The sequence below is a fragment of the Paenibacillus sp. NPDC057886 genome, from assembly GCF_042796655.1.
Lineage (GTDB): Bacteria > Bacillota > Bacilli > Paenibacillales > Paenibacillaceae > Paenibacillus.
The window spans coordinates 94678-118261 of record NZ_JBHVMZ010000007.1; the positions used below are offsets into that span (position 1 = coordinate 94678).

25 protein-coding genes are annotated in these 23584 nt (G+C 47.5%); 5 read left to right on the top strand and 20 right to left on the bottom strand.

Going from position 1 to position 23584, the window contains the following annotated elements; genetic code table 11:
* Positions 1–86: 86 nt before the first annotated feature.
* The gene (locus tag ACFVQB_RS23395; protein WP_379444746.1) at positions 87–659 is read right to left on the bottom strand and encodes a GNAT family N-acetyltransferase; all 573 of its coding nucleotides are present in this window, start codon (positions 657–659) and stop codon (positions 87–89) included.
* 197 nt (positions 660–856) lie between these two features.
* Entirely contained in the window at positions 857–1153 is a 297-nt protein-coding gene (locus ACFVQB_RS23400; protein ID WP_379444748.1) for a hypothetical protein, read from the bottom strand.
* A 186-nt stretch (positions 1154–1339) separates the two neighbouring features.
* Here ACFVQB_RS23400 and ACFVQB_RS23405 point away from each other — a divergent pair, with 186 nt between their 5' ends.
* Positions 1340–1828 (top strand): GAF domain-containing protein, encoded by a 489-nt coding sequence (locus tag ACFVQB_RS23405; RefSeq protein WP_064642430.1) that lies wholly within the window; start codon positions 1340–1342, stop codon positions 1826–1828.
* Between the two features lie 159 nt (positions 1829–1987).
* On the opposite strand, the gene ACFVQB_RS23410 is transcribed toward ACFVQB_RS23405, so the two are convergent.
* The 7 genes from ACFVQB_RS23410 to ACFVQB_RS23440 all read right to left on the bottom strand — a co-directional run bounded on the left by ACFVQB_RS23410 (position 1988) and on the right by ACFVQB_RS23440 (position 10020).
* Entirely contained in the window at positions 1988–2803 is an 816-nt protein-coding gene (locus tag ACFVQB_RS23410) for a MerR family transcriptional regulator (protein ID WP_379444751.1), read from the bottom strand.
* A 367-nt stretch (positions 2804–3170) separates the two neighbouring features.
* Positions 3171–4595, bottom strand: a complete 1425-nt coding sequence (locus tag ACFVQB_RS23415; RefSeq protein ID WP_379444753.1) for an aldehyde dehydrogenase family protein — start codon at positions 4593–4595, stop codon at positions 3171–3173.
* Positions 4596–4685: 90 nt separating this feature from the next.
* Entirely contained in the window at positions 4686–5108 is a 423-nt protein-coding gene (locus tag ACFVQB_RS23420; protein WP_379444755.1) for a universal stress protein, read from the bottom strand.
* A 19-nt stretch (positions 5109–5127) separates the two neighbouring features.
* Complete coding sequence (locus tag ACFVQB_RS23425) at positions 5128–6348, bottom strand: MFS transporter (RefSeq protein WP_301247467.1); 1221 nt, start codon at positions 6346–6348, stop codon at positions 5128–5130.
* Positions 6349–6492: 144 nt separating this feature from the next.
* Positions 6493–6933: a helix-turn-helix domain-containing protein gene (locus ACFVQB_RS23430; protein WP_247900623.1), complete on the bottom strand. Its 441-nt coding sequence runs from the start codon at positions 6931–6933 to the stop codon at positions 6493–6495.
* Between the two features lie 245 nt (positions 6934–7178).
* The gene (locus tag ACFVQB_RS23435; RefSeq protein WP_379444758.1) at positions 7179–7538 is read right to left on the bottom strand and encodes an SdpI family protein; all 360 of its coding nucleotides are present in this window, start codon (positions 7536–7538) and stop codon (positions 7179–7181) included.
* A gap of 100 nt (positions 7539–7638) precedes the next feature.
* Positions 7639–10020 (bottom strand): heavy metal translocating P-type ATPase, encoded by a 2382-nt coding sequence (locus ACFVQB_RS23440; RefSeq protein ID WP_379444760.1) that lies wholly within the window; start codon positions 10018–10020, stop codon positions 7639–7641.
* A 351-nt stretch (positions 10021–10371) separates the two neighbouring features.
* Here ACFVQB_RS23440 and ACFVQB_RS23445 point away from each other — a divergent pair, with 351 nt between their 5' ends.
* Positions 10372–10656 carry an ArsR/SmtB family transcription factor gene (locus ACFVQB_RS23445; protein ID WP_375165352.1) on the top strand — a complete coding sequence of 95 codons (285 nt, stop codon included), beginning with the start codon at positions 10372–10374 and terminating at the stop codon, positions 10654–10656.
* Between the two features lie 139 nt (positions 10657–10795).
* On the opposite strand, the gene ACFVQB_RS23450 is transcribed toward ACFVQB_RS23445, so the two are convergent.
* The 10 genes from ACFVQB_RS23450 to ACFVQB_RS23495 all read right to left on the bottom strand — a co-directional run bounded on the left by ACFVQB_RS23450 (position 10796) and on the right by ACFVQB_RS23495 (position 19328).
* Complete coding sequence (locus tag ACFVQB_RS23450) at positions 10796–11956, bottom strand: AI-2E family transporter (protein ID WP_379444762.1); 1161 nt, start codon at positions 11954–11956, stop codon at positions 10796–10798.
* A gap of 327 nt (positions 11957–12283) precedes the next feature.
* A complete protein-coding gene (locus tag ACFVQB_RS23455) occupies positions 12284–13318 on the bottom strand; it encodes an LLM class flavin-dependent oxidoreductase (protein WP_379444764.1) in 1035 nt (344 codons plus the stop codon).
* Positions 13319–13482: 164 nt separating this feature from the next.
* The gene (locus ACFVQB_RS23460) at positions 13483–13794 is read right to left on the bottom strand and encodes an ArsR/SmtB family transcription factor (protein ID WP_053779673.1); all 312 of its coding nucleotides are present in this window, start codon (positions 13792–13794) and stop codon (positions 13483–13485) included.
* 93 nt (positions 13795–13887) lie between these two features.
* Entirely contained in the window at positions 13888–14469 is a 582-nt protein-coding gene (locus tag ACFVQB_RS23465) for an NAD(P)H-dependent oxidoreductase (protein ID WP_379444767.1), read from the bottom strand.
* A gap of 175 nt (positions 14470–14644) precedes the next feature.
* Positions 14645–15088 (bottom strand): MarR family winged helix-turn-helix transcriptional regulator, encoded by a 444-nt coding sequence (locus tag ACFVQB_RS23470; protein ID WP_379444769.1) that lies wholly within the window; start codon positions 15086–15088, stop codon positions 14645–14647.
* Positions 15089–15191: 103 nt separating this feature from the next.
* On the bottom strand, positions 15192–15869 hold the full coding sequence (locus ACFVQB_RS23475; RefSeq protein ID WP_379444771.1) for an NAD(P)H-dependent oxidoreductase: 678 nt from the start codon (positions 15867–15869) through the stop codon (positions 15192–15194).
* 180 nt (positions 15870–16049) lie between these two features.
* The gene (locus tag ACFVQB_RS23480; protein WP_379444773.1) at positions 16050–16511 is read right to left on the bottom strand and encodes a 2-thiouracil desulfurase family protein; all 462 of its coding nucleotides are present in this window, start codon (positions 16509–16511) and stop codon (positions 16050–16052) included.
* Between the two features lie 79 nt (positions 16512–16590).
* Positions 16591–17847: a hypothetical protein gene (locus ACFVQB_RS23485; protein ID WP_379444777.1), complete on the bottom strand. Its 1257-nt coding sequence runs from the start codon at positions 17845–17847 to the stop codon at positions 16591–16593.
* The gene (locus tag ACFVQB_RS23490; RefSeq protein ID WP_379444781.1) at positions 17844–18422 is read right to left on the bottom strand and encodes an RNA polymerase sigma factor; all 579 of its coding nucleotides are present in this window, start codon (positions 18420–18422) and stop codon (positions 17844–17846) included. The genes ACFVQB_RS23485 and ACFVQB_RS23490 overlap by 4 nt, the downstream gene beginning before the upstream one ends.
* A 171-nt stretch (positions 18423–18593) precedes the next feature.
* The gene (locus tag ACFVQB_RS23495; protein ID WP_379444785.1) at positions 18594–19328 is read right to left on the bottom strand and encodes a class I SAM-dependent methyltransferase; all 735 of its coding nucleotides are present in this window, start codon (positions 19326–19328) and stop codon (positions 18594–18596) included.
* A 167-nt stretch (positions 19329–19495) separates the two neighbouring features.
* On the opposite strand from ACFVQB_RS23495, the gene ACFVQB_RS23500 reads away from it, so the two are divergent.
* Positions 19496–20851, top strand: coding sequence for an MATE family efflux transporter (locus ACFVQB_RS23500; RefSeq protein WP_379444788.1), 1356 nt, complete (start codon positions 19496–19498; stop codon positions 20849–20851).
* 131 nt (positions 20852–20982) lie between these two features.
* Here ACFVQB_RS23500 and ACFVQB_RS23505 read toward each other — a convergent pair whose 3' ends face one another.
* Positions 20983–21339, bottom strand: a complete 357-nt coding sequence (locus tag ACFVQB_RS23505; RefSeq protein ID WP_379444792.1) for a FlxA-like family protein — start codon at positions 21337–21339, stop codon at positions 20983–20985.
* A 486-nt stretch (positions 21340–21825) separates the two neighbouring features.
* On the opposite strand from ACFVQB_RS23505, the gene ACFVQB_RS23510 reads away from it, so the two are divergent.
* Both ACFVQB_RS23510 and ACFVQB_RS23515 read left to right on the top strand, forming a co-directional pair.
* The gene (locus tag ACFVQB_RS23510) at positions 21826–22683 is read left to right on the top strand and encodes a carbohydrate ABC transporter permease (RefSeq protein WP_379445487.1); all 858 of its coding nucleotides are present in this window, start codon (positions 21826–21828) and stop codon (positions 22681–22683) included.
* Positions 22680–23564 (top strand): carbohydrate ABC transporter permease, encoded by an 885-nt coding sequence (locus tag ACFVQB_RS23515; RefSeq protein WP_053779694.1) that lies wholly within the window; start codon positions 22680–22682, stop codon positions 23562–23564. The genes ACFVQB_RS23510 and ACFVQB_RS23515 overlap by 4 nt, the downstream gene beginning before the upstream one ends.
* The last annotated feature ends 20 nt before the right edge of the window (positions 23565–23584 follow it).

Here is a 23584-nt window from a genome sequence, read left to right on the forward strand (position 1 = left end):
CTATATAATTGGAACAATGATTTACACAGCCCACTTCGGGCCAGAACAACCTTTCAATCGCTGTTATCCTCAGATTTTTTCATCTTTTATTTATCTCTCTTACGCAAAAACTCATCGTACAACAGGGAATACATCACCATATCCTTATATCCGGTAGACGTATGCTGCACCTGACGCAGCAGGCCTTCCCGCGTAAAACCGCAGTTCGTCAGAAACTCTCCCGAAGCGAGATTACGCGGATCAACCAGTGCTTCAATCCGATTGAGACCCATCGTCTCATACCCAAACGGCAGCATAACCGAAAATGCTTCCTTCATATAACCGTGACGCCAGTAGTCGCGCCCCAGTTCATAACCGATCTCCCCACGGAATGCGCCTTCAAGTTGCCAAGTGTTATATCCGCAACTTCCGATGAGCCGGCCCGTTTCCTTGAGTTCAATACCCCAGCGAATCGCCTCCTCTTCTCCTGCCATATGGTTCAGCAGCCCAATCATATCCGCGGCCTCACTTGTCCCGATCATGGGCGCCAGATTCATATAACGGGTCACCTCCCGGTCGGACCAGCAAGCAAACATCTGGGCCGCATCCCGGCAGCGCATCTTGCGCAGACGTAGCCGTCCTGTCTCTAGTTCGGGAATTCTCCCTTTACATTTATACATGAAAAGACACTCCGATCCGATCTATCCCACAGACCTCATATTCAATAGCCATCTAACCATAACCTGTACCGAATGGCAACTGTTCAGTCATCATTATCACGTCAAAAAACCGGGTCACTTCCGCTCCCGGTCTTGTTGTACGTATGGGTCAACTTAAGTTTGCATCCTATTTCGGGACATCTTATCCGAATTTAAGTTCAAGCTGTAGACGTCTTCTTGCCCGTCGCCAGCAATTCCTCACTAACCCGGCCGAACACGGCTATGATTTCCTTAAACTCCTCAATGCCAGTCCCGGTGAGGCTCCATTGATCTCCATGAGCGGTCAGGAAGTTCTCCTGTGTCAGATGCTCAAGCTCCTGCTTGATCTCCCGTTCTCCAACGCGATATCCCCGTTCTTCCAATAAAGGCAATGCGTCGCTAACGGTTAAATCCTGATTTTGGGCCAAATATAGAAGATGAATTCGTACAAAAAGATTCTGTACCTCTGCATGCATAAGCCAAGCTCCTTCCCGGGTTGTAGCCCGCCGTGGTTGCTAAGTAATTACCCCACGCAGGAAGCTGAGAAACAGGAGGAATATTCATGCATGACCTGCCCTTTCCGAAATCCTCCGCTTGACTAACCGCATGCTCTGCACTATCTTGAAAATAAGTACCATTTTTGCTCGGGAGGGTGATTCATCATGTTTCAAGCTGTTTCTTATGAAGGAACACGAAGCGAGCAGCAAACCGCCGTCCTGGGACAGTTAAGCGCTCTGATCCGCGATGAACCTAGCGCCATTGCCAATCTGGCAAACGCTGCGGCGCTGCTCAATGTATTTATGACCGATACCAATTGGGTCGGATTCTATCTGTACGATGGAAAAGAACTTGTACTCGGTCCATTCCAGGGACTGCCTGCTTGCATCCGTATTCCACTTGGACGCGGTGTATGCGGCACTTCTGCTGCGGAACGACGTACGATGGTCGTTGAAGATGTTCATGCCTTCCCAGGCCATATCGCCTGTGATGCCGCATCGAACAGTGAAATCGTTGTACCGATTATTAAAAACGGCGAATTGTACGGGGTGCTCGACATCGATAGCCCGCTCAAAAACCGTTTTGACGATGAAGACCGCGTCTTCCTGGAAAAGGCGGTAAGCCTGATTACAGAGCAGCTGGAATTATCCTAACTGCCTGAAGTACGATCATTAAGCCGATGGAGAGTTCATCGGCCTTACGATGATATGCAATAACAAAGAGCGCACTCCTCTTAGAGGATATCTGCGCTCTTTGTTATGATTATTTTTTCTTCACACCCATGTTCTGCTCGCCCAAGATACTTTATGCAGCTAGGATAAATCCTGTTCCGCCTTAATCGTCATCCCGTCTCGCAAGAACTCGGCCAATTTGGGGTGGTACCCATCATACATCTGGCGAAAATTTTTGTGCTCGACGTACAGATTGCCCAGATCGCGGTAAATCTCTGCTGTTGGTGTGTAATAATCCTTGATCCATTCGAGATGTCTGCCAATAATCTGCTGTACTTCCGAGCTGCCGGGTTCTAAGCCATCCTCAATAGCGCTCTGCAAGTCCAAGTGAATCCGGTCAATCTTCGCCTGTGAATCGAGAAAATCTCCCTTCGACTTCATCTCCTGGCCATCAGGCATTGTGGATTGCTCCGGAGAATTCGCGCTGTGTCTCTGACTGGCCACTGTCTGCATCCGTTCAGAATAATCATTCTTTGCCGCATGGTCAGAGGTCGTTTCATTCAAAAGCGGGTGACGCCCCTTATTGGAAAATCCAGCGTACAGTTCGTACTCATCCAGTTCCTGTTCGCCACGTAAGTAGGAGATGGTTTTGTCCAGCGTCCGAATCATTCCGTGCAAATGAAGTGCCTTCTCCAGCATCTCGATTCGATGCTGCTGCATAATACGGATCATGTCCCGGGGAGTATCCCTGAGCATCGGACCGATCTCTTCCTCCTCCATGCCTACTTCTTTACAGAACAGAATCTGCTGTAGTCTCAGCAACTCCAGCTTCTCATAGTAGATATCCTCATCTTGACCCACGAAGGCAGGATTCAGCAGACCTGTCTCTGCGTACTGTCCCAATTCACTTAGACTTACACCGGACATGCCGGATACATCAACCATGGAATATGCCATTCGAATACACCTCCTGTCTGGCCTGTAACGCCTAGGTTCAGGCTTGTTCATACTGCATTTTATTTAAATTCAAGTGAGATATTATAAGACTTCCAACAATTCTGTACCCCAGTAATCCGTTCATTTCTCTGGATGGATACACAACGCTTCGGTGATATGAACGGCATGTAATTGGTAGATTTGCGGTATGATAAGTATTTATACCCTTCTCATCAGATGTGAACCCGGGGTTAATAAAGAAAGGCTATGTATTTTTTTACGGTAAGGACTGAATGTAGAAAAGAGAAAAAACCTGCACCCGCTAACTTGGGCACAGGATCACCTTGTTCTATTTTATCTTGAAAATCCGTCGTCTTACGGATGGATCTTAATTCTTGTTAAACATGACAAACTTCAATTCCGTCATTTCCTCTACGGCATATTTGACACCTTCACGTCCCATCCCGCTCTGCTTCACACCGCCATAAGGCATATGATCCACACGAAATGTAGGAATATCGTTAATCATCACGCCACCTGCTTCGATGTGGTCCGCTGCATGCAATGCAGTATGAATATCATTGGTGAACACACCCGCCTGAAGCCCATAGATGGAATCATTCACATGCTCAATGCCTTCTTCAACCGAATCCACCGTATTAATGACAACGATTGGAGCAAAGACCTCCTGACAAGACACCTTGGCATCCCGCGGAACGTTAACAAGCACAGTTGGACGCAATACGCCTCCCTCAGCTTCGCCGCCTGCTGCCACCTCAGCGCCTGCCTGCTTCGCTTCATCGATCCAATCCAGCGTACGCTGTACATCTTTGGAAGTGATGAGCGCAGAGACAACGGTATCCGGATTCAACGGGTCTCCCACCACGACTTGTTTTGCTGCTTCAGCAAAACGACGAATGAACTCATCCGCGATCGCGCTGTGCACATAAATCCGCTGCAGCGAGATACATACCTGACCTTGGTAAGTAAAAGCTCCGGTCACACATCTCGGCACTACGTTGTCCAAATTGGCATCCGCGTCTATAATGACGGCTGCATTTGACCCCAGCTCCAATGTTACGCGTTTCAGTCCGGCTTTGCTGCGAATGCTGGTACCTACAGCGGGGCTGCCTGTAAACGTAATATGGGCCACGTCCGGATGCTCTACAAGCACATCACCAATCGTTTTGCCGTCACCGCTCACCACATTCAATACGCCATCCGGTAATCCGACTTCCTGAAGCAGATTGGCGATATAATACGACGACAGCGGCGTCTGCTCCGCAGGTTTCAACACAATCGTATTGCCTGCTGCCAGCGCTGGTCCTACTTTGTGAGCCACCAGGTTCATCGGGAAATTAAACGGCGTAATGGCTCCAATAACGCCCAAAGGCTGCCGCATCGTGTAGCCTATACGTCCTTCTCCGCCTTTGGCTGCGTCCATGGGAACTGTTTCTCCGGTGAGCCGCTTCGCTTCCTCTGCGGCGAAACGATACGTTTCCACCGTACGATCAACCTCGGCGAGTGCTGCGGTGATCGGCTTCGCTACCTCCAGCGCAATAATCCGTGCCGCTTCTTCCTTGCGCTCTTCCAGCAGGGCGGACAACTTGTAAAGGATGTCTGCACGCTGATGGGCAGGCATTCTGCGCATCTCTTTGCCTGCCTGAACTGCGGCGGCAATCGCTGCTTCGACTTCTTCAGCTGACGCTGAGGATACTTCTGCCAGTGTTTCTCCAGAGTATGGTGCCTGAAGTGTTATATAGTCTACTGATTCGGCGGGCTTGCCCCCGATGAACAGATGTTGTTTTTTCATTGTTGTATCCTCCATTCATGTTTAACGCAGCGTTATCCCATACCTATTTATACACCACTTTAGCATCATCAACACAAGAAAGTCAGACCTCTATTTGACTGTCATCACCGGACATCCTGCATGTTTCAAGACGCCGTGGCTAACACTACCCACCACGATTTCAGCGATCATGCTTTTCCCGGCCGTCCCCATTACAATGAGATCACAGTCTCTATCCTTCGCTACACGGCAGATCTCACTCACGGGATCACCAGCAATCAGCAAAGTTTCATAATGAACAGAACGAGCGGCTAACAATTCATTAACAGGTTGTATGATATGCTGTCCTTCTTCAGCGATCCGTGCTTCCAAATCCACACCTAGTGCAGGCTCATTCAGCGAGATCGAAGGATTAACATGTACGATCATCAAGGAAGCCTGTTGTTTCAAACTTTCTGCCAGAACAACAGCTTGCTCCAGAGCTTTGTGTGCATGATCCGACCCATCGACAGCAACCAATATTCGTTTCAGCATTTTATATTCCTCCTGTTCATTAATGATGCGTAATGGCAGCATCGATATCACGCAGATGTCTGCGGCGTACCAGAAGCACAACGACCCCGATCAGAACCATCAATGCGCCAAAATAAAACGGTGTCTCCGGCAGGAACCACTCGGACAATTTACCAGCAAGCCAAGGTGCCAGCGCACCTCCAAGGAACCGGACAAAGCTGTATGCAGCCGATGCCACAGAACGTTCCACTGGAGCAGCTTCCATAACTGCCGTCGTAATTAATGTGTTGTTGATCCCGAGGAAAATCCCGGCAACGATAACGGCCACAATAACCGTTGTGGATGATCCCATCACCGTCCCCACAGCCATCACCAGCAAATCAATGGCGAACAGAGTCAGCATAACGCTCATGGAAGGAACGGATCCGAATCGACGTTGCAATCTTGGTGCGACAAATACAGACGTAATTGCCAGCATCAAACCCCAACCGAAGAATACATAACCGAGTCCGTGCTCATCCAGATTCATGACATAAGGTGAATAAGCCATTAAGGTAAAGAAACCAAAGTTATACAGAAAGGCCGTAATTGCCAATGTTTTCAGTGAAGGGTAACCCAGAGCCTTAAACGGATCGGACAAGGAGCTGCGTGTTTTGGGTTTGGCCATCTTAGGCAGCATAAACGTAATACTGATAAAAGCAATCGCCATCAGAACAGCTACACCATAGAACGGGCCACGCCATGAGATGGAACCCAGTTCACCACCGAGCAATGGACCAACGGCAATCCCCAAACCAAGCGCTGCTTCGTACAAAATAATCGCTTTGGCTGTCCCCGAAGTGGACAGTCCTACAATAGCGGATAATGCAGTTGCAATGAACAGGGCATTCCCCAGTCCCCAACCACCACGGTAACCGACCAGTGCACCTACAGTGTCAGAGGTCCCGCCGAGGAAAGAGAAAACAATGATCAGCAAAATCCCGCTGAGCAGTGTCCACTTCACACCAATCCGGCTGGATACAACACCTGTAATTAGCATGGCTACCCCGGTAACCGCGTTATAACTTGTAAACAATAAAGATACCTGACTTTTGGAAGCATGCAGCTGATCTGCAATCGCAGGTAGAATCGGGTCAACCAATCCTAGTCCCATAAAGGAGATGATACAGGCGAAGGCTACTGCCCATACCGCTCTGGGCTGGGATAACAGACCTCCACGGGATGACGGCAATTCGTCAGGTAATGAGGGTTCTCTTTTCATACGTAATTCCTCCTGGTTCATGATTTATGTGTTGTGAAACAAATTGTGAAAAACAATGAAATTCTCATCTTTATTTTCAGAAATATAGGAAAGAAAACGGCACAAATGACACCGGATCGCCCGGTGCTTGTTGTGAATGCTTAATTATGTGTCGTTCTCGTGCCCTTCTAATCGTCGAATGCCGTTCTGAACTCGTTCACGCAATTCCTCAAGTTCCGCCTGAACGGCGTGAATGCTCTGAAGTTTCTGCTCGATCAGTTGCAGCTGGTCATCCAGCGTCGTTTCCATCTTGGTGAGCTTCTCGATCCGCTCTCTCACTTCAGTGGTCTGCTGGTAGTCAAAACGCTGTTCGTTCAGCGCATCCGCCGTTGCCACATAGGTATGTAGCTCCTGAAGCGAGAAACCAAGCACTTCCTTCGCCCGAACGACCTTTTTGAGATAATCGATATCTTCTCTGGTGTATAATCGTGTGCCACCGTCCGTCCGCTGAGGTGAAGGCATCACACCGATCTCTTCGTAATACCGAATGGTACGCTTGGTCAAACCACATTCCTTGGCTACGTCATCGATTTTATATAAACTCATTTCCTTCACCTCACTTTCATATGTCTATAATGTTATGTACATAATTATATATATTATTAACGTTAACGTCAACGTTAGATTTCGGACTTGAATATGTATTATGTCTCAAACATGGTCAGATTATCTCCGTGGTAATTTTTACAATTCGCTGTTAAAAGTCGTTTTCTGTTATCCTCCACCTCTATTAGATGCAAAAAAAGATCCGCTCTCGCGGACCTTCGTTCAGGTGAATTCACAGCGTACCTTTATGCACCTTGCTCCTTCTGTCCCTGTTGCTGAACACGCTGCATCTCCTTCAAGCGGCCTTCAACCTTGGTAAACAGTCGTACCGTATAGAACACAACAGCGAAGAGACTCAGAACCAATGCTTGTACATCGGTAAACCAGAAACCGAGAATGCCAAACACCGTAATAATCACACCAAACTGCATCATCAGATTGGCACTATATCGTTGTGCTTCTTCCCACAATTCCGGGTTACTCATCGCGCGCGGGGTGCGGTAACCATATATGCCATTAATTTTTTTCGGCGGTTTTTTGTAAACCATTAACCCCAATACGAAATAACATACACCGCATATCAAACCAACAATTGCTCCTGCCACAATGTTCTCCCCTAACTCCATTCAAAATACACCACAGTTACTAAAACAAAAAAACGGCTCTACGTATATACGAAGAGCCGCCCGGATCGTTTCGTAAAACTTAGATGTCCTTCACCCGCAGTACACGCATGGCGTTCAGGACAGCCAGCACGGTCACCCCTACATCAGAGAATACCGCTTCCCACATGGTTGCAATGCCGAACACACCCAGCAGCAGGAAGATCGCTTTGACACCCAATGCAAAACCGATATTTTGCCAGACAATGGTTCGTGTCCGTTTTGCAATACGGATGGCACTTGCCAGTCTGGATGGTTCATCCGTCATGATGACGACATCTGCCGCCTCAATTGCGGCATCCGAACCGAGTCCACCCATCGCTACACCTACATCGGCACGCGCCAGCACCGGTGTATCGTTAATGCCATCACCGACAAATACCATTTTTTCCTTCAGTGATTTAGCAGCTTCGAGGCGCTCCAGCTGTTCGACTTTATGCTGTGGCAACAGCTCAGCATATACTTCATCGACACCCAGCTCACGCCCTACAGCTTCACCAACGGCCTTGGCATCCCCGGTCAGCATCACTGTTTTGCGGATACCAAGCTTCTTGAGTGCCTGAATGGCTGCCGCTGCATCATCCTTCACCTCATCGGCAATGATCAGGTGACCGACATACGAACCCGATTCGGCAACATGCACCACCGTACCCACGGTTTGTGGAGTCGTGTAGGATATACCTGCCTGCTCCATTAATTTGGCGTTACCAGCAAGCACTTCACGTCCATCCACACTGACTTTGATGCCATGTCCGGCAACCTCATCGTAATCGCCCACACCCTGGGTCGGGATATCTTTTGCCCAAGCTGCGCGAATGGATTCAGCAATCGGATGATTGGAATGGGCTTCGGCAATGGCAGCAAGCTCCATCAATTCATCTTCCGTACGCCCTCCTTCAGGGCGAATAGCTGTTACTTTGAAAACACCTTTGGTTAGTGTACCCGTTTTATCAAAAACAACGACTTTGACATCGTTCAATGCTTCAAGATAGTTGCTTCCTTTGACGAGAATCCCGTTACGCGATGCAGCACCGATGCCGCCAAAGAAACCAAGCGGGATGGAAACGACCAGCGCACATGGACAAGAGATTACGAGGAAGACCAGTGCACGATAGATCCAATCGGCGAACGTTGCACCACTGAGCACCAACGGAGGAACGAGCGCAATCAATGCAGCCAGGATGACAACAACCGGCGTGTAATACCGGGCGAATTTGCTAATAAAGTGCTCCGTTTTGGCTTTACGGCTGCTTGCATTCTGCACCAGGTCCAGAATTTTGGATACCGTGGATTCACCAAAGGTCTTCGTTACTTCAACGGTTAACATCCCGTTTTTGTTCACGAATCCACTAAGCACATCACTGCCGGGTTCCAGTTCCCGCGGAACTGACTCACCTGTCAGAGCGGATGTATCCACCATGGAACGACCAGCCTTAACGATCCCGTCCAGGGGTACCCGCTCACCCGCTTTAACCATGATACGATCCCCAATACGCACTTCTTCCGGAGAAACCCGCTTGGTCTCTTCTCCCGTGCCAATCAACATATTGGCATAGTCCGGGCGAATATCCATAAGCGACTGGATGGACTTCCTTGACCGATTAACCGCCATCCCCTGAAACAGCTCACCGAGCTGATAGAAGAGCATGACCGCAACACCTTCGGGGTACTGACCAATGGCAAAAGCACCGATGGTAGCTACGGACATCAGGAAGTATTCATCGAATACCTGACCGCGAATCATATTTTTGAACGCCTGGAGAACGATATCTCCCCCTGCAATCAGATAAGCGACAACATAGAGTGCAAGCTGTGCCCATCCTTCCAGCGGAGACCAGATCGCGGCTGCCAGCAAAATAGAGCCTGCCGCCAGACGTGCCAGCAGCACCTTCGTCTGCCCAGCGCCATGTTCATGCGAGTGTCCGGCATGCGCGTCATGATCGTGCCCATCTGCATGACCGTGATCATGTCCAGCATGACTTCCATGATCATGCGTGTGGTCTTGGGCTCCGTGATGATGACCGTGGTCATGTGCATGATCATGGTCATGGGAGTGACCAGCATGATCGTGCCCACTCGGCGTATGCCCATGCGTGTGAGCCCCGCTACCTGTATGTGCGTGCACATTGCCGTTGGCGTGGTTTATTGAATCAGCAGCACCACGACTGCCTTGCGATGATTTACCTTTTTCCGAAATACGAATATGCGGCTCCAGCCGCAGCACTTTGCGCTTCGCTTCTTCCACGACCTGCTCATCCATATCGGATGTGGTGTGCATGGATAAGGTTTTGGTCACAAAATTAACTGAACAATCGGTAATACCTTTAATTTTTTTGACGCCATTCTCAATCTTCAATGCGCAGTTCGCGCAATCCAATCCATCCAGCAGCAGTTCCCTTTTCACCTGTTCCTGTCCGGTTCCCATGTGAACTCTCCCCTTTGCAGTACGTTAAACAAAATTATTATTCGTCATTTTGATGTTACAATCAATATATGAGCAATCATTCATATGTTTTGTTAACCCTATTATATGCACGCCTAAACACGAGTGTCAACAATTCCGGTTGATTTTTTATACAGAATATGCTAATAGTAATCATTTCGCTTTAGACGTTTTTTGGATATAATAGGCTTATCGAAGAACATTTGATCAAATCAAAGGTTGAGTTAATATAGGTGGTGATAGGAAATGGAACAACCGGTTAAAGCTCCAGCCGAATGCGACGCGGCCTGCTCTGGAACAGAGGCTGACGTGCAGACTATTCGTGCTTCTCTCATGGATCGCGAAACCTCTTCCGAGATGGCTGATTGGTTCAAGGCTTTCAGCGACCCGACACGGCTTCGTATTATTGATGCGCTGTTGCAGAAGGAATTATGTGTGCACGATCTGACGGTGCTGCTCGATATGGGACAGTCGGCCATTTCGCACCAGCTGCGGTCACTCCGCAACATGCGGATTGTCAAGCGGCGCAAAGAAGGCAAGACCGTGTATTATTCTCTGGATGATGCACACATTGAGCAGATCTTCCTGCAGACGCTCCAGCATATTAAACATAGCTAGGCATTAGCCTGCCTGTTCATACAACAGAACCCCCGCCTCTCGGTTATTAGCCGATGGACGGGGGTTCTGTTGAATAAGGGCACCGTTTTGCTGAAAAAGAGGTTTATCAGGGATCTAGCTACGGATATACCCGCTATAGTTACAGTAGATTGTTATTCTTCGGATCATACAGGCCGGATCTTTCCTTGAACCAGTTGAAGATATGCGACACACATACCTTCAGCACGGCGTATCCCGGAACGGCCAGCAGAATACCTACCACACCGAACAGATTACCTGAAGTCAGAATGACAAAGATAATCGTAATGGGGTGAATCTTGAGCGTTTTGCCCATAATCTGAGGTGAGATGAATTTACCCTCAATTAATTGCACAATCGTCCACACCGCTACCATCTTCAGCAGCATCACTGGAGAAGTCACCAGAGCCACGATCAACGCAGGCGTAATCGCGATTGCAGGTCCGAGGTACGGTACAACACTCGTGAACGATGCGATAATCGCAAGAATCAGCGCATAGTCCAGACCAATAATCATATAACCGATGTAGAGCAGAATACCGATGCAGAAGCTGACGATAATCTGTCCACGAATGAACGAACTGATCTGGTGATTGATATCCTCCAGCACATGCATTGCACCTGTACGGCTCTTGATTGGCAGGAAAGACAAAATTTTGGACGGAAGCTTCTTGCCGTCTTTCAGCAGATAGAACAGAATAAACGGAACCGTTACAATGGACAGCACCGTCTCGGTGAACGCTCCGAGGAATCCGCCCAATTTGGTCCAGGTCGAGTTCAGAATTTCAGTGGCTTTCTGGGAGATTGTACCCCACCAGTCCTGAGAATTCAGATTCACCGTTTCCTGGAACTGACTGAACAGCTGGCTGCCCGTAAGTTCCTCAAACTGATGCTTCACCGTCTCACTGTATGTTGGGAAATTTTCGATCAGCCCCATAATCTGGTTACGCACAACCGGAATGACCGCCAGCACGACAACTGTCAAAATACCTCCGATAGCGAGATATAAAATCAGAATGGACCAGCCACGCTTGATCTTCCACTTTTCCATGACATCCACAATCGGATTCAGCAAGTAATAGAGAATACCCGACAGAATAATCGGCAGCACAATCGTCTTGATCAGCACTGCGAGCGGGTGCAAAACAAAGGACACCTTGGTGAGAACCATTACGTTCAGTCCTACCAGGAGTAGAATTAACAGAAAAAGGACAAATTTGTTATTCAAAAAAAATCGCTTAAACCGATCCGGCCAGATGCGGGGTTGCTCGGGTTGCTCCATAGGCGTGTCTTCCTCTCTTATGTATCCTTGATCCAAGCATAAGCTGTAAACCTGTATGTTTCTTGACTGCGCATAAAGTTGCTTGTACAAGCCAACATATGTATAACACACTGAATTTATACGTATGGCGCTGTTTAACCGTTTCAAATTAGACCGGTAAGATTATTTTACCCTAAAAAGAACCTTCTGCCCCATACGATTCCTTTGAAAAAATTTCCCTACCAAAAAACGGCTCGCCTCCAAAGAGACAAACCGTTAATATGTCAGCGGCATCCGCATCTATGATTACGTCGAATGTTGCGCTTTAGCTTTTACTTATACTTACGTTTATGCTTTTCCCGCCAGTTGAGCGATCAGCTCATAGGAGTGCAGACGTGCCTGATGATCATAGATCATTGACGTAATAATGAGCTCATCCGCTTGGGTCTGAGCGATAAATGATTCCAGTTGACCACGTACAGTCTCCGGAGAACCATTCACAGCTGCTTTCAGTGTCTGTTCTACGCCGGCTTTCTCACGATCCGTCCATTTGCCTTCCATATCGGCTGGTGGCTGCACCAATCCGGTTGTACCGCGAATAATGTTCAGGAACTGCTGCTGCATTGTTGTACCAAGCCATGCGGCTTCTTCGTCGGTATCCGCAACGACTGCATTTACACCCACAATCACATGGGGCTCCTTCAAATGATCGGATGGCTGGAAACTGCTCCGATACGTTTCAAGTGCAATCCGGGTGTAATCCGGTGAGAAGTGGCTGGCAAAAGCAAACGGCAATCCCAGCTGTCCGGCGAGACGAGCACTGAAATCACTGGAGCCGAGCAGGTAAATCGGGATATTCAATCCTTCACCAGGAACTGCGCGAACGGGTGCATGATACGATGTAGCAGAAGCATCGAAGTATGCTCTAAGCTCAGCCAGCAATTCAGGGAAATCTTCACCGCTGTTGAGGTCTTTTCGCAAAGCAAGAGACGTACGTCGGTCACTTCCCGGTGCACGGCCAAGTCCCAGATCAATACGGCCTGGATACAGGGACTCCAACGTGCCAAACTGCTCGGCAATGACAAGCGGCGCATGGTTAGGCAGCATGATGCCACCTGATCCGAGACGAATGGTCTTCGTTCCACTTGCAAGGTAACCAATGACAACCGAGGTCGCGGAAGAAGCAATGCCCGGCATGTTGTGATGCTCCGCCACCCAATAACGGTGATATCCCCAACGCTCTGCGTGCTGAGCAAGATCCAGACTGTTGCGAAGCGCATCCGCAGGCGTGGCACCTACAACGACAGGAGCCAAATCCAGAATGGACAATTTAACGTCGTTAATATGTTTTTTATGGGATGAAGCTGTGTTTTCGGTAGACATAGTAGAAAGTTCTCCTCTGTGATTATATTTTTATTTTTGTATATCCAGATATATAGATGTAAAAGCACAAAAAAATGATATGGCAGAGCTGCTCCTCAAGCCGTTTACATCCGGACGGAATACCCGCCTGCACCTGCATTCTTGCTTCCGTCTCGGCGTCCGGCTTATAGCTCGTGCTGTACGTACTCGGCAAACTGACGAATGGTTTCTTCGTTGCGGCGATAATACGTCCACTGTCCCCTGCGCTCGGAGATCAGCAACCCGGCTTTGAGCATGGTCAACAGATAGCTGGATATGACAGATTGAGCCAGTCCGGCCTTTACCTGAATCGTTCCAACACATATGCCGTTCTTTCCCGCATCCGGATGCTGGGATAACTCCAGCGGTGGAAAGTGCTGCTCCGGGTTTTTGAGCCACAACAGAATCTGTCGACGTGTCTCGTTGGATAATGCTTTGAATATGAGTATAGGTTCCATGGGTAAGATTATACCGCCTTTCTTTCATTTTGCAAACCAAACAGACCGATTCGACGAACGAACCGGCCTGCCAATAAATACATGTGTATACGTTTAGAACTTGGTGCTGACCGTTTCTTTTACTTGTTCCAGCATGGACTGATAAGCCGTAGCTTCCAAATATCCGATACTGCCAAAGAGCAAGTGATCTACCGCTTCAATACCTACAAAATCGAAGATACCGATATCGGAAGTCATTTTTATGCTGGCAGTCATGCCGATTTGGTTGTAAATTTCACTTGGCGTGCCGTGTGTGTTAATGATCAGACCTTTTTTGCCTGTCAGCAATTTCTCGATGCCGGCTTCACCGGAAGCATAAGCGAAACCGTATGCGAATACACGATCGACATACCCTTTCATGATTGCAGGAAGACCTGTCCACCAGATTGGATAAATAAAGGTAATGGCCTCTGCGTCAGCAACAAATTGCTGCTCGGTTGCGATATCCTGCGGCGTCTGTCCTGCACGCATGGACGCTGTATCCGCCGCGCTCAGTACGGGCTGGAATCCAAGTGCGTACAGATCCCGTACAACAACTTCGTGTCCTTGAGCCTCAAGTGTTTCCACTGTTGTGTTCAAAATGGCATGGTTCAAGCTATCTGTGTACGGGTGTGCATATACGATTAGATGTTTCATAAGAAATAATCCCTCCAGGTTTATATTAAATTTTGGTGCCAAAATCGTGAATAATACCCCCGCATACATAGACATCTATATATATGGGCAAAAAAGGGAGTTGAAGCATTTTGCAATTTTGATCGTCCGATCGTCTCGGTTTGTTGATTTATGCAAAATGCTTATGGGTTTATGATTATAACTTGCGAACGATACCGGTTAACAAACTCTCCAGCTGATCCGCCTGATCGTCCATCAAATGATCATACACCAACCCATTAATCTGTTGTGATACCTGATGAAATACAGGTTCCAGCTGCCGCCCCTGCTCTGTCAAACGAATCATCGTTACTCGGCTGTCTTCGGCACTCTTACTGCGTTCTACATATCCCAACTTCTCCAGCTTGTTCACCAGTACTGTGACGGTTGGTTGGGTCCGATGGACTCGCTCCGCCAGCATCTTGATGGACAGTGCATTTTCACGGTAGAGGAACATCAGGATGTCACCGTGGGACGGGACGATTCCTGTAACATCATGCTTCTCCAGCTCCTGAACAATCTGTTTATTAATGTGATCTCTTATTCTTGCGATCAGTGCAATTGCGTTGTATTTTGGCATGAGTTCATTATACATAGACATCTATATATTTTCAAGCTTTTTTATAACACAAGCCCTGGACCTTCCAAAAAGGAAGAAACGGGGCTTGTGATATTGATATATAAACAGCAGATCACGTGAAGCTTTAATCAATCCACTGCGTGATTTTATCCAAAGGCTGACGGGATTTCTCGCGTGGGGGATCCTCCGACCGATAACCAAAGGCTGCCATGACGGAAACATCCCATAGTCCATCCTCCAGCAGGCCTTCCTCTTCCAGAATACGATGTACGTCTTCATAGCTAAACCCTTCAATCGGGCAGGAATCGATACCTATCAGCGCTGCAGCAGTCATCATATTGCCGAGAGCGATATAAGTCTGTTTGGATGCCCAGTCAAATAAACTACGCGGGTTCTCAAGCATTCGTTGGTTCTTTTGGAACTTGCCATAAGCTTCACGGGTCAACTCAAATACGTCATCCGGCATGCCCTTGATTTCTTTCAGCATATATTCCGCGTAAGGTGAGTTATAACTCGCATCAGACCGCGCCAGTATAACAATAAAATGGCTGGCCTTCGCCAATTGTTTCTGTGCCCCGGAAGAAACTTCGGACAGACGCTTTCGCAAGTCCGGGTTCTGCACAATCAGAAATTTCCATGGTTCCAAACCAATTGAGCTTGGCGACAATCGTCCCGTTTCCAGAATAAACTCAAAATCTTCTGCCGAAATGATACGTGAAGCATCAAACTGTTTGGTCGCATGCCGAAAATGGTAAGCGTTCAAGACGTTTTCTTTCGTAATGGCGTTTGCCGAGGATTCCATATGATCTGCACATCCTTTTCTTGTTTATGTTCATGGCTATGGTCTTAACCTGAATACCTAAGTATTATTTTAGAGTTTATAACCCAAATATAAAAGTACGCACAATAATGTTTCTTAGTTTATAAAAGTAACTATTGTTTTCTAACAAGGTTTTCAACGGTCAAGTGCATGCTCCAACAATTACAACTGTTCCATGAACTCATTTTCTGAGATAACCGTAAATCCCTTTTGCCGGAGCAAAGCAGAAGTAACCCCTTCGCCCACGACTTTGTGGTTGGCAAAGTTGCCATCATAGATCATCAGTGTACCGCAGGAAGAAGGACTGAATTCTTTGAGCACCACACAGGTGACATCCAGTTTTTGCGCCCATTCAAGTGTCTGATAGGCTCCTTTAATGTACATATCCGTGACGTCATTGCCACTCTTCTCAATTACCTTGGCTGTACCTGCCAGCACATCCTTACCCGTACCGCCGATAATTTCAGCTGGCTCCCGCGGGGTGAAAAATCCTCCAAGCAGCTCCGGGCAGACCATCTTCGCCTGCTCCTGCTCCACAAGCTCCTGAATCTTTGCATCCAGACTCGCTGTTCCGTTGTAACGGCAGGCTACGCCAGCAAGACATGAACTCACCAAATATTTCATCGTTATGCTCCTTATGCTCCATTCATCCATCTATTCAATTGATTGTACCATATGGGTCAGGCCTAGAGATGGGTCAGGCCTAGAGGTTGGCATCCCTTGTAATCATCGTAATACGAGCATCCTCATTATATCGAACCTGAAAAACATCCTTAGTCGATTCCAGTTCAAATGTAACGATTCCCGGGGCTTCGGTATTTCGATGAAGTTTATATGCTTGAAGATCAACTTTGAATATTTTTTTGATTAAAGGTTCTACCTTTGCCCTGAGGGTCGATTCTTTTACTTGAAGAAGCTTCTCATGATAAGCCTCCACTTCTTCCCAGGTAGTATAGTCTTGTTGATAAGAATTCGCATCTATAACGGCATAATTAAGACCCAAAGCACCTTCAGTCTTCTGAACAAAATAGTTATTTTCAAAGCTAAAAGTAATGATATCTCTACCATTCTCATCATCTTTTGTCCGGTGTATGCTAATCAGATCAAGATCAGCGTTGCCAGTAAACGCCTCAATGGAATCCTTTGCATTCGCCAAAGCAGTTTGAGAAACTTGTTCAGGATCGAGATCACCGGAAACAGAGATAGCTTCATCCTGCACCCAAATAATCTCTCCATAGCTTTTTTCATTCTCTAACATTAGAGTAGTATACGATTTTGGTTCCAATTCGCCCTGCTTCATTCCCACATATCGCTTGGCTGATACTGGTTTGAGCGCAGGGTCCCCACCAATATCTTGAAGCAGTGACGGAACTTGACGCAAATAACGATGCTCCAGCTCATTAGCTGCCATCTCCCGTCTCATTTCCATCTCTCGTAGATTGCCTGTTGCCGCATCAAGCCAGATCAACGCATATTCTGCATCGCCTTCTTTTCCAGCCTCGACAGACACTCTTCCAGAGACAGGCAGGTCCTGCACTTTGGTTATACGTAATTGTTTGCCAAGATAGTCTCGCATTGTGACGGCTACATTCTTTTTCATCTTGTCTGTGAGCAGGCTCATGCCGGCATCATCCGTAAATTGCAGCGCTGCTGTGGGATATACTTTTTCTATTACAGGCTCCACAATCTGTCCGTTCCAGAGAATGACCGCCGCTGCCACGGCTGCAATCGTCGCGCACGCCATAACGGCTTTACGGGAGCGAAAACGGCGTCTGTGTTGATTGGGCAGTTTTTTTTGCTCGGAGGACTTATCCCCAGCATCACTCATTTTCTGTGCAGATCCCGATTTGAGCGAGGCTACCTGGCGAAGTACGTTCTGCTTATGCTCCTCGGTAAAAGGAAACGCCGCAAACGGCTCCTCTCTGACTACTTTTTCCCATTCTTCATCCATATGTTTCATTCGCTTCGCTCCTCCCACTGTTTCCGTACTTTGGCCTTCGCCCTGGACAGTCGCGATTTGACCGTTCCCGCGCTGATGCCCAGCATTTCTGCAATTTCACCCGTCGTAAGCTCATACTTCAGATGCAGCAAAAGCAATTCCCGGAATTTGTCCGGCAGAGCCATGATGATGTCCCAGATTTCATGAACATGCTCCCTGCTAATCGCCTCGGCTTCGGCAGAGGGATGAACCAATTTTTCAAGCTTCATCTCACCCTGGCTCGTATTCACCTGTTCCGTGTGGATTGGCAGTGTCTCTCCCCATAAACTGCTGCGAAAAAATCTGGATTTCTGGTATGTAAATGTCGTGTTCCTAGTAATGGTCAGCAGCCATGTCTTCAATGAGCATTCTCCTCGAAAATGGGCAATCCCGGAATATGCCCGGATAAACACTTCCTGCGACAATTCATCCGCCTGCTCGGTACTTTTGGTCAGAAAGTACGCGTAGTTCCATACGTCGTTTCCGTAGTCATCCATCATGCTGCTAAGCGTGTAATTGTCGATCGTCTGAGCATGTGCCAGATATTGATAGTCCAACTGATGTTCACCTCACTTAATAAGACTGCATCCAATCGGTTTTGGTTCCCAAACGGTTTATTTCTTCCCCCTCTCCTGCAAAATAAAATAAACCAGCAAGGTCCACATGTGCTGAACGCGCTGGTCAATCTATGATAAAACCAATAAACTTCACTCCGATGCGGAAGCTGCTCAAGCCTTAACCGCAGCAATCATCAGAAACATCGGTCGGCGATTCTCGTCTCGCATACTGGGAACCTGCTCCATCATCTCAGGGGATGGCTTGGACTCGGCTACCTGTTGGATGACAAATCCGGCCTGAATCAATTCATTCAGATGAGTCGCCATTGTCCGATGGTATTTCACCACGTCCTGATTCAGAAAGTTCGCTACCCGCTGCCCTTCTTCATGGTAATGATCCACGGGCCAGTGCAGTATTTCACCCTGAGGTCCATAATGCCAGTCCTGCTCCGCCCGCGCCGTGAAGATGGGATGTTCCGCAGACAAGACAAACGTCCCTCCTTGGACAAGACATTTATTTATTTTGGCGTATACCTGATCTAGACGCTCAATATAATGCAAAGCCAGGGAGCTGATCACTACATCAAATTGTGCGGGTGCAAAATCAATGTCCTCCATCGCCATGCGCTGGTACTCGATCTGAGGATCATCCGTCATCTCGCGTGCACGTTGCAACATATTTTCAGACAAATCCACGCCAACCACAGAACTAGCCTGTTGCTCACGTGCATATCGACAGTGCCAACCAAAGCCGCAACCCAGATCCAGTATGTTCTTGCCCTTTAATTCAGGCAGCATCGTTTGCAGTTCATGCCACTCGCCAGCAGCCTCCAGCCCTTGGGTTGATCGAGCCATCTGACTGTAATTGCCGAAAAACTCGGCTTCATCGTATTTGTTTTGCTTCATAAAGAGATTCCCTCCCGTGTCATAAAAGACGATCCATTAACTCTACCATATAAACGGTCATCTTTTGGAAAAGTTGCCAACCAAATTCTCGGCATGTTATTATACAGAACGAACGTTCAGTATAATATAATATAGAACGAACATTCAGTATACTAACGGAGGTCAACATGAACACAAATTGGACGCATCCATTAGAAAGGCAATCTGTAGGTAAGGCATTTGTAAGCTACCTCGTGCCTTCCATATTAGGGATGCTAGTTATCGCTTTCAACTTTATTATCGACGGCATTATGGTTGGACACAAACTAGGTTCTACAGCGCTAGCCGGAATTGGGATTGCTTCTCCTGTCTATACGCTTTTTGTAGCTATGTCGCTATGGATTGGAATGGGCGGGGCAACCTTGTATTCCACCTATATGGGTAAGAAAGATCTCACGACAGCGAAGCAAATCTTCACCAAATCCATTACGATTATTTTGCTGATTACAATGGTTATCGGATATACGGCATATACTTTCAGAGATAAGCTTGTCTTGGCCCTTGGTGCCAATACCGAAACTTTCCCGTTTGCTGCGGACTATATGAATATTATGCTGTTGTTCGGTTTTGTCTTCACCATTGAGAATGCACTCACTATTTTTGTTCGTAACGACGGAAATCCCAATACATCCATGTATGCTCAGATTACATTTGCGGTAGCCAATATTGTGCTTAACTATATAACGTTATACGTACTGGAATGGGGCGTTCGTGGCGTCGCGATTGGTACAATTGTATCGGCATCTCTGGCGCTTCTTGTGTTGCTGACTCATTTTTTCAGGAAAAATAATAATCTCAAATTCACTCGTTTCAAATGGAATACCAAACTACTGGCTTCTATTGTACTCATTGGTTTTCCCAGCTTCCTGGCTGAATTAGGTATGTCTGTCTTCTCCATCTCTCACAACATCTCACTGGGCCGGATTGCGGGCACGGATGGCGTGGCATCTTTTACAGTCTTGAACTATATTCACGGCGTTGTACTGCTGGCATTTCTCGGTCTCGCCTCCGCTGCCCAACCTCTGGTCAGTTATTATCACGGAGCCAAACAGATGGAACGGGAAAAACAGACCATTCGCTTGGCTTCCAAAACAGCTCTGGCATGTGGGGTCCTGCTGTTACTCGTTGTACAACTGGGCGCACCTTATTTTGTGCAAATCTTTGGGAACTTCAGTGACAGTGTGACGGATAACGCCGTGTACGGTTTACGAATATTTACTTTTGCATACTTGTTCATGGGTATTAACTTTGTCATGAGCACGTACTTCCAATCTGTCGGAAATGCCAAAATGGCTATCTGGATTACAGCTGCACGCGAGATGATTATTATGGTTGCATTGATTGCTATCCTCCCTTCATTCTTTGGTGTCACTGGCGTATGGCTTGCCGTCCCGCTATCCGAAATGCTGGTTCTGGTGACTATCGGCATGTACTATAAAAAAAGATCCATCTCTGAACGGATAAACGGTTTAACGATTGAATAAAGCATGTGAACAACCAAAAGACCTGCTTGATCTATAGAGATCAGGCAGGTCTTTTTAGTTGAACTAATCAGCTATAACTTACCGATTAGCTTGTTCTTTTAATATGTTTTTATTAAGTTTTATATTACATCCTATACCCGAATATCAAATCGGCCATTGCTGTCCGTCGTTGCATTTGCAATTTCTTGATGGGAGGCTGCTTGCATGCCATTGGTTGGTGGTTTGGCTGGCGGTGCTTCTTTGGTTGCGGTTGTCCCGCTGCTCTGGGAACTTTGCTGCGAGATTTGAGCTTCGGTTTGCTTGATTTGCTGCTGCAGCTGCTTCGTTTTGGTCTCCTTGGTTTTCTCATCGTCCTTGCTGGATTGTACTTTCTCCAATTCGGCCTCAAGCTTCGTCTTTTGTTTTTCCAACTCACTTGTGCTGTTCGAACTGGATGAAGACGTCGATATGTAGGATGTGGTGGAACTTGCTGCTGAAGAAATATTCATCGTTGATCTCCTCATCTTTCTTGGTTCCACTATATCCCATCCAGACGGAAGGAACGTTAAATTCAACTGAAAGGTTGCTGAATGATTGGCTGCCCATTTCTAGTTTTTCAAACGAGGCTATCAAGTCCTTTCGCGAAAAATTCTCTCAAGAAATTTCGTAATTTCTGAACACTTTAAAATCCGCCCCAAACCTTTCTATATCAGCCTTTGTCAGGCGTTTTGAGAGAACTTCCGAAGCGTCAATAAAGGCAGCGCTTACAAACATCCAAAAAAAGGGTTGATAATTGAGAAACCATCCACTATGATAATCTCATCAGTCCGGATAATAAAGTTAAAGCACTTTAACTTTCGATTACATAACATCATATGAAACCTTTTTATTTTGGAGAAATTCAATTCCGAAAGTTAAAGCGTTATAACTTTATATCAAATAGAAAGGTTGGTGTTTATGTGACCCATCGCGAAAGCCGGCGGCAGACATTTTACATGTACCTCTTCATCTCTCCATGGCTTATCGGTTTCTTGGTGTTTGCCTTGTATCCGATTCTGTCATCCCTTTATTACAGCTTCACGGACTATGACATTATCCACCCGCCGAAATATGTCGGACTCGCGAATTACAAAGAAATGTTTCAAAATGACCTGTTCTGGAAATCTGTTGTCGTAACGGTGCGCTACACATTTATCAGTGTACCGATCCAGCTGCTGCTGGCACTTGGATTTGCTCTCCTGCTCAATGCGAAAATACCGTTTCGCGGGTTTTTTCGCACGGCCATGTATTTTCCGAGCATGGTATCCGGCGTCGCCATGTCCTTGCTGTGGTACTGGATTTTCAACCCATCGATCGGTCTGTTCAATTACGTGCTGTCCTGGTTCGGCATTAGCGGCCCAGCCTGGCTCATGAGCCCCGATTATGCGCTTTACGCTCTGATGATTATGTCCTTCTGGACGGTGGGCTCAGGCATGATTCTGTTCCTTGCGGGTCTTCAGGGCGTTCCTTCAAGTCTCGTGGAAGCCGCCAGGCTTGACGGCGCGGGACGCTTCCGAATTTTCCTGAATGTGACGCTGCCCATGATTTCACCGGTACTTTTGTTCCAGCTGATTATGGGCGTCATTGATTCCTTCCAGGTATTCACACAGGCATATGTAATGACCCAAGGGGGTCCAAACTACTCGACCTGGTTCTACGTTTACAACCTGTACACCAGCGCCTTCAAGGAATACAGAGCGGGCTACTCCTCGGCACTCGCGTGGGTGCTACTGATCGTCGTCATGGCGTTTACGGCGCTCATTATTAAACTCTCAAACCGTTATGTTCACTATGAAGGAGGCGGACGCAAATGAGTACGATTCCGACTGCCGGACCAGGGGCTTCACCTTCTGTGAATAAACGCCGGCGCAAAATCGATGCGGTTAGCATTGCCAGCTTCATTGCCCTGGTGGTCACCACCTTTCTCATGCTCCTCCCTTTGTTTTTCATGGTCTCGACCTCCCTGAAATCGAAGAAGGAACTGCTGACGTTTCCTCCGACCTTTCTGCCGGAGTCCTGGCAGTGGAGTAACTACAGAGAAATTTTCGACACGCTGAACTTCGGTCAAATGTATATGAACAGTCTCATAATCGGCATTTTGACCGTTGTTGGCACCCTGTTTTCGTCGGCGCTTGCAGGCTATGGCTTCGCCAGATATCGGGGCAAGGGCAGCAACCTGTGGTTCATGCTCATGCTCAGCACCATGATGCTTCCATATCCGGCAATTATGATCCCACAGTTCATTCTCTTTTCCAAGCTGAACTGGATCGATACCTTCCTGCCGCTGATTGTCCCTGCGTTTTTTGGTTCGGCATACAACATCTTTTTGCTGCGACAGTTCTTTTCCACGCTGCCGGATGAGCTGTTTGACGCCGGACGAATCGATGGCTGCAGCGAGTTCCGGATGTGGAGACAAATCGCTTTGCCGCTGTCCGGTCCGGCACTTGCAACCGTTGCGATCTTTGCCTTCATCTACAGCTGGAACGATCTTCTGACACCTGTGCTCTATTTAAGCTCATCGGATAAGTTTACGCTTCCGGTCGGTATGTCTTCCTTCACATCTTCGCGTTTCCGAATTCCGCCGTGGCATCTGCTCATGGTTGCCTCTGTGCTCGCCATGCTGCCGATCGTGACTCTGTTTGCGATAGCCCAGAAGCGGTTTGTGGAAGGAATTGTACTTACAGGCATCAAGTAAAAGCTCCGCCGCAGGGGCGG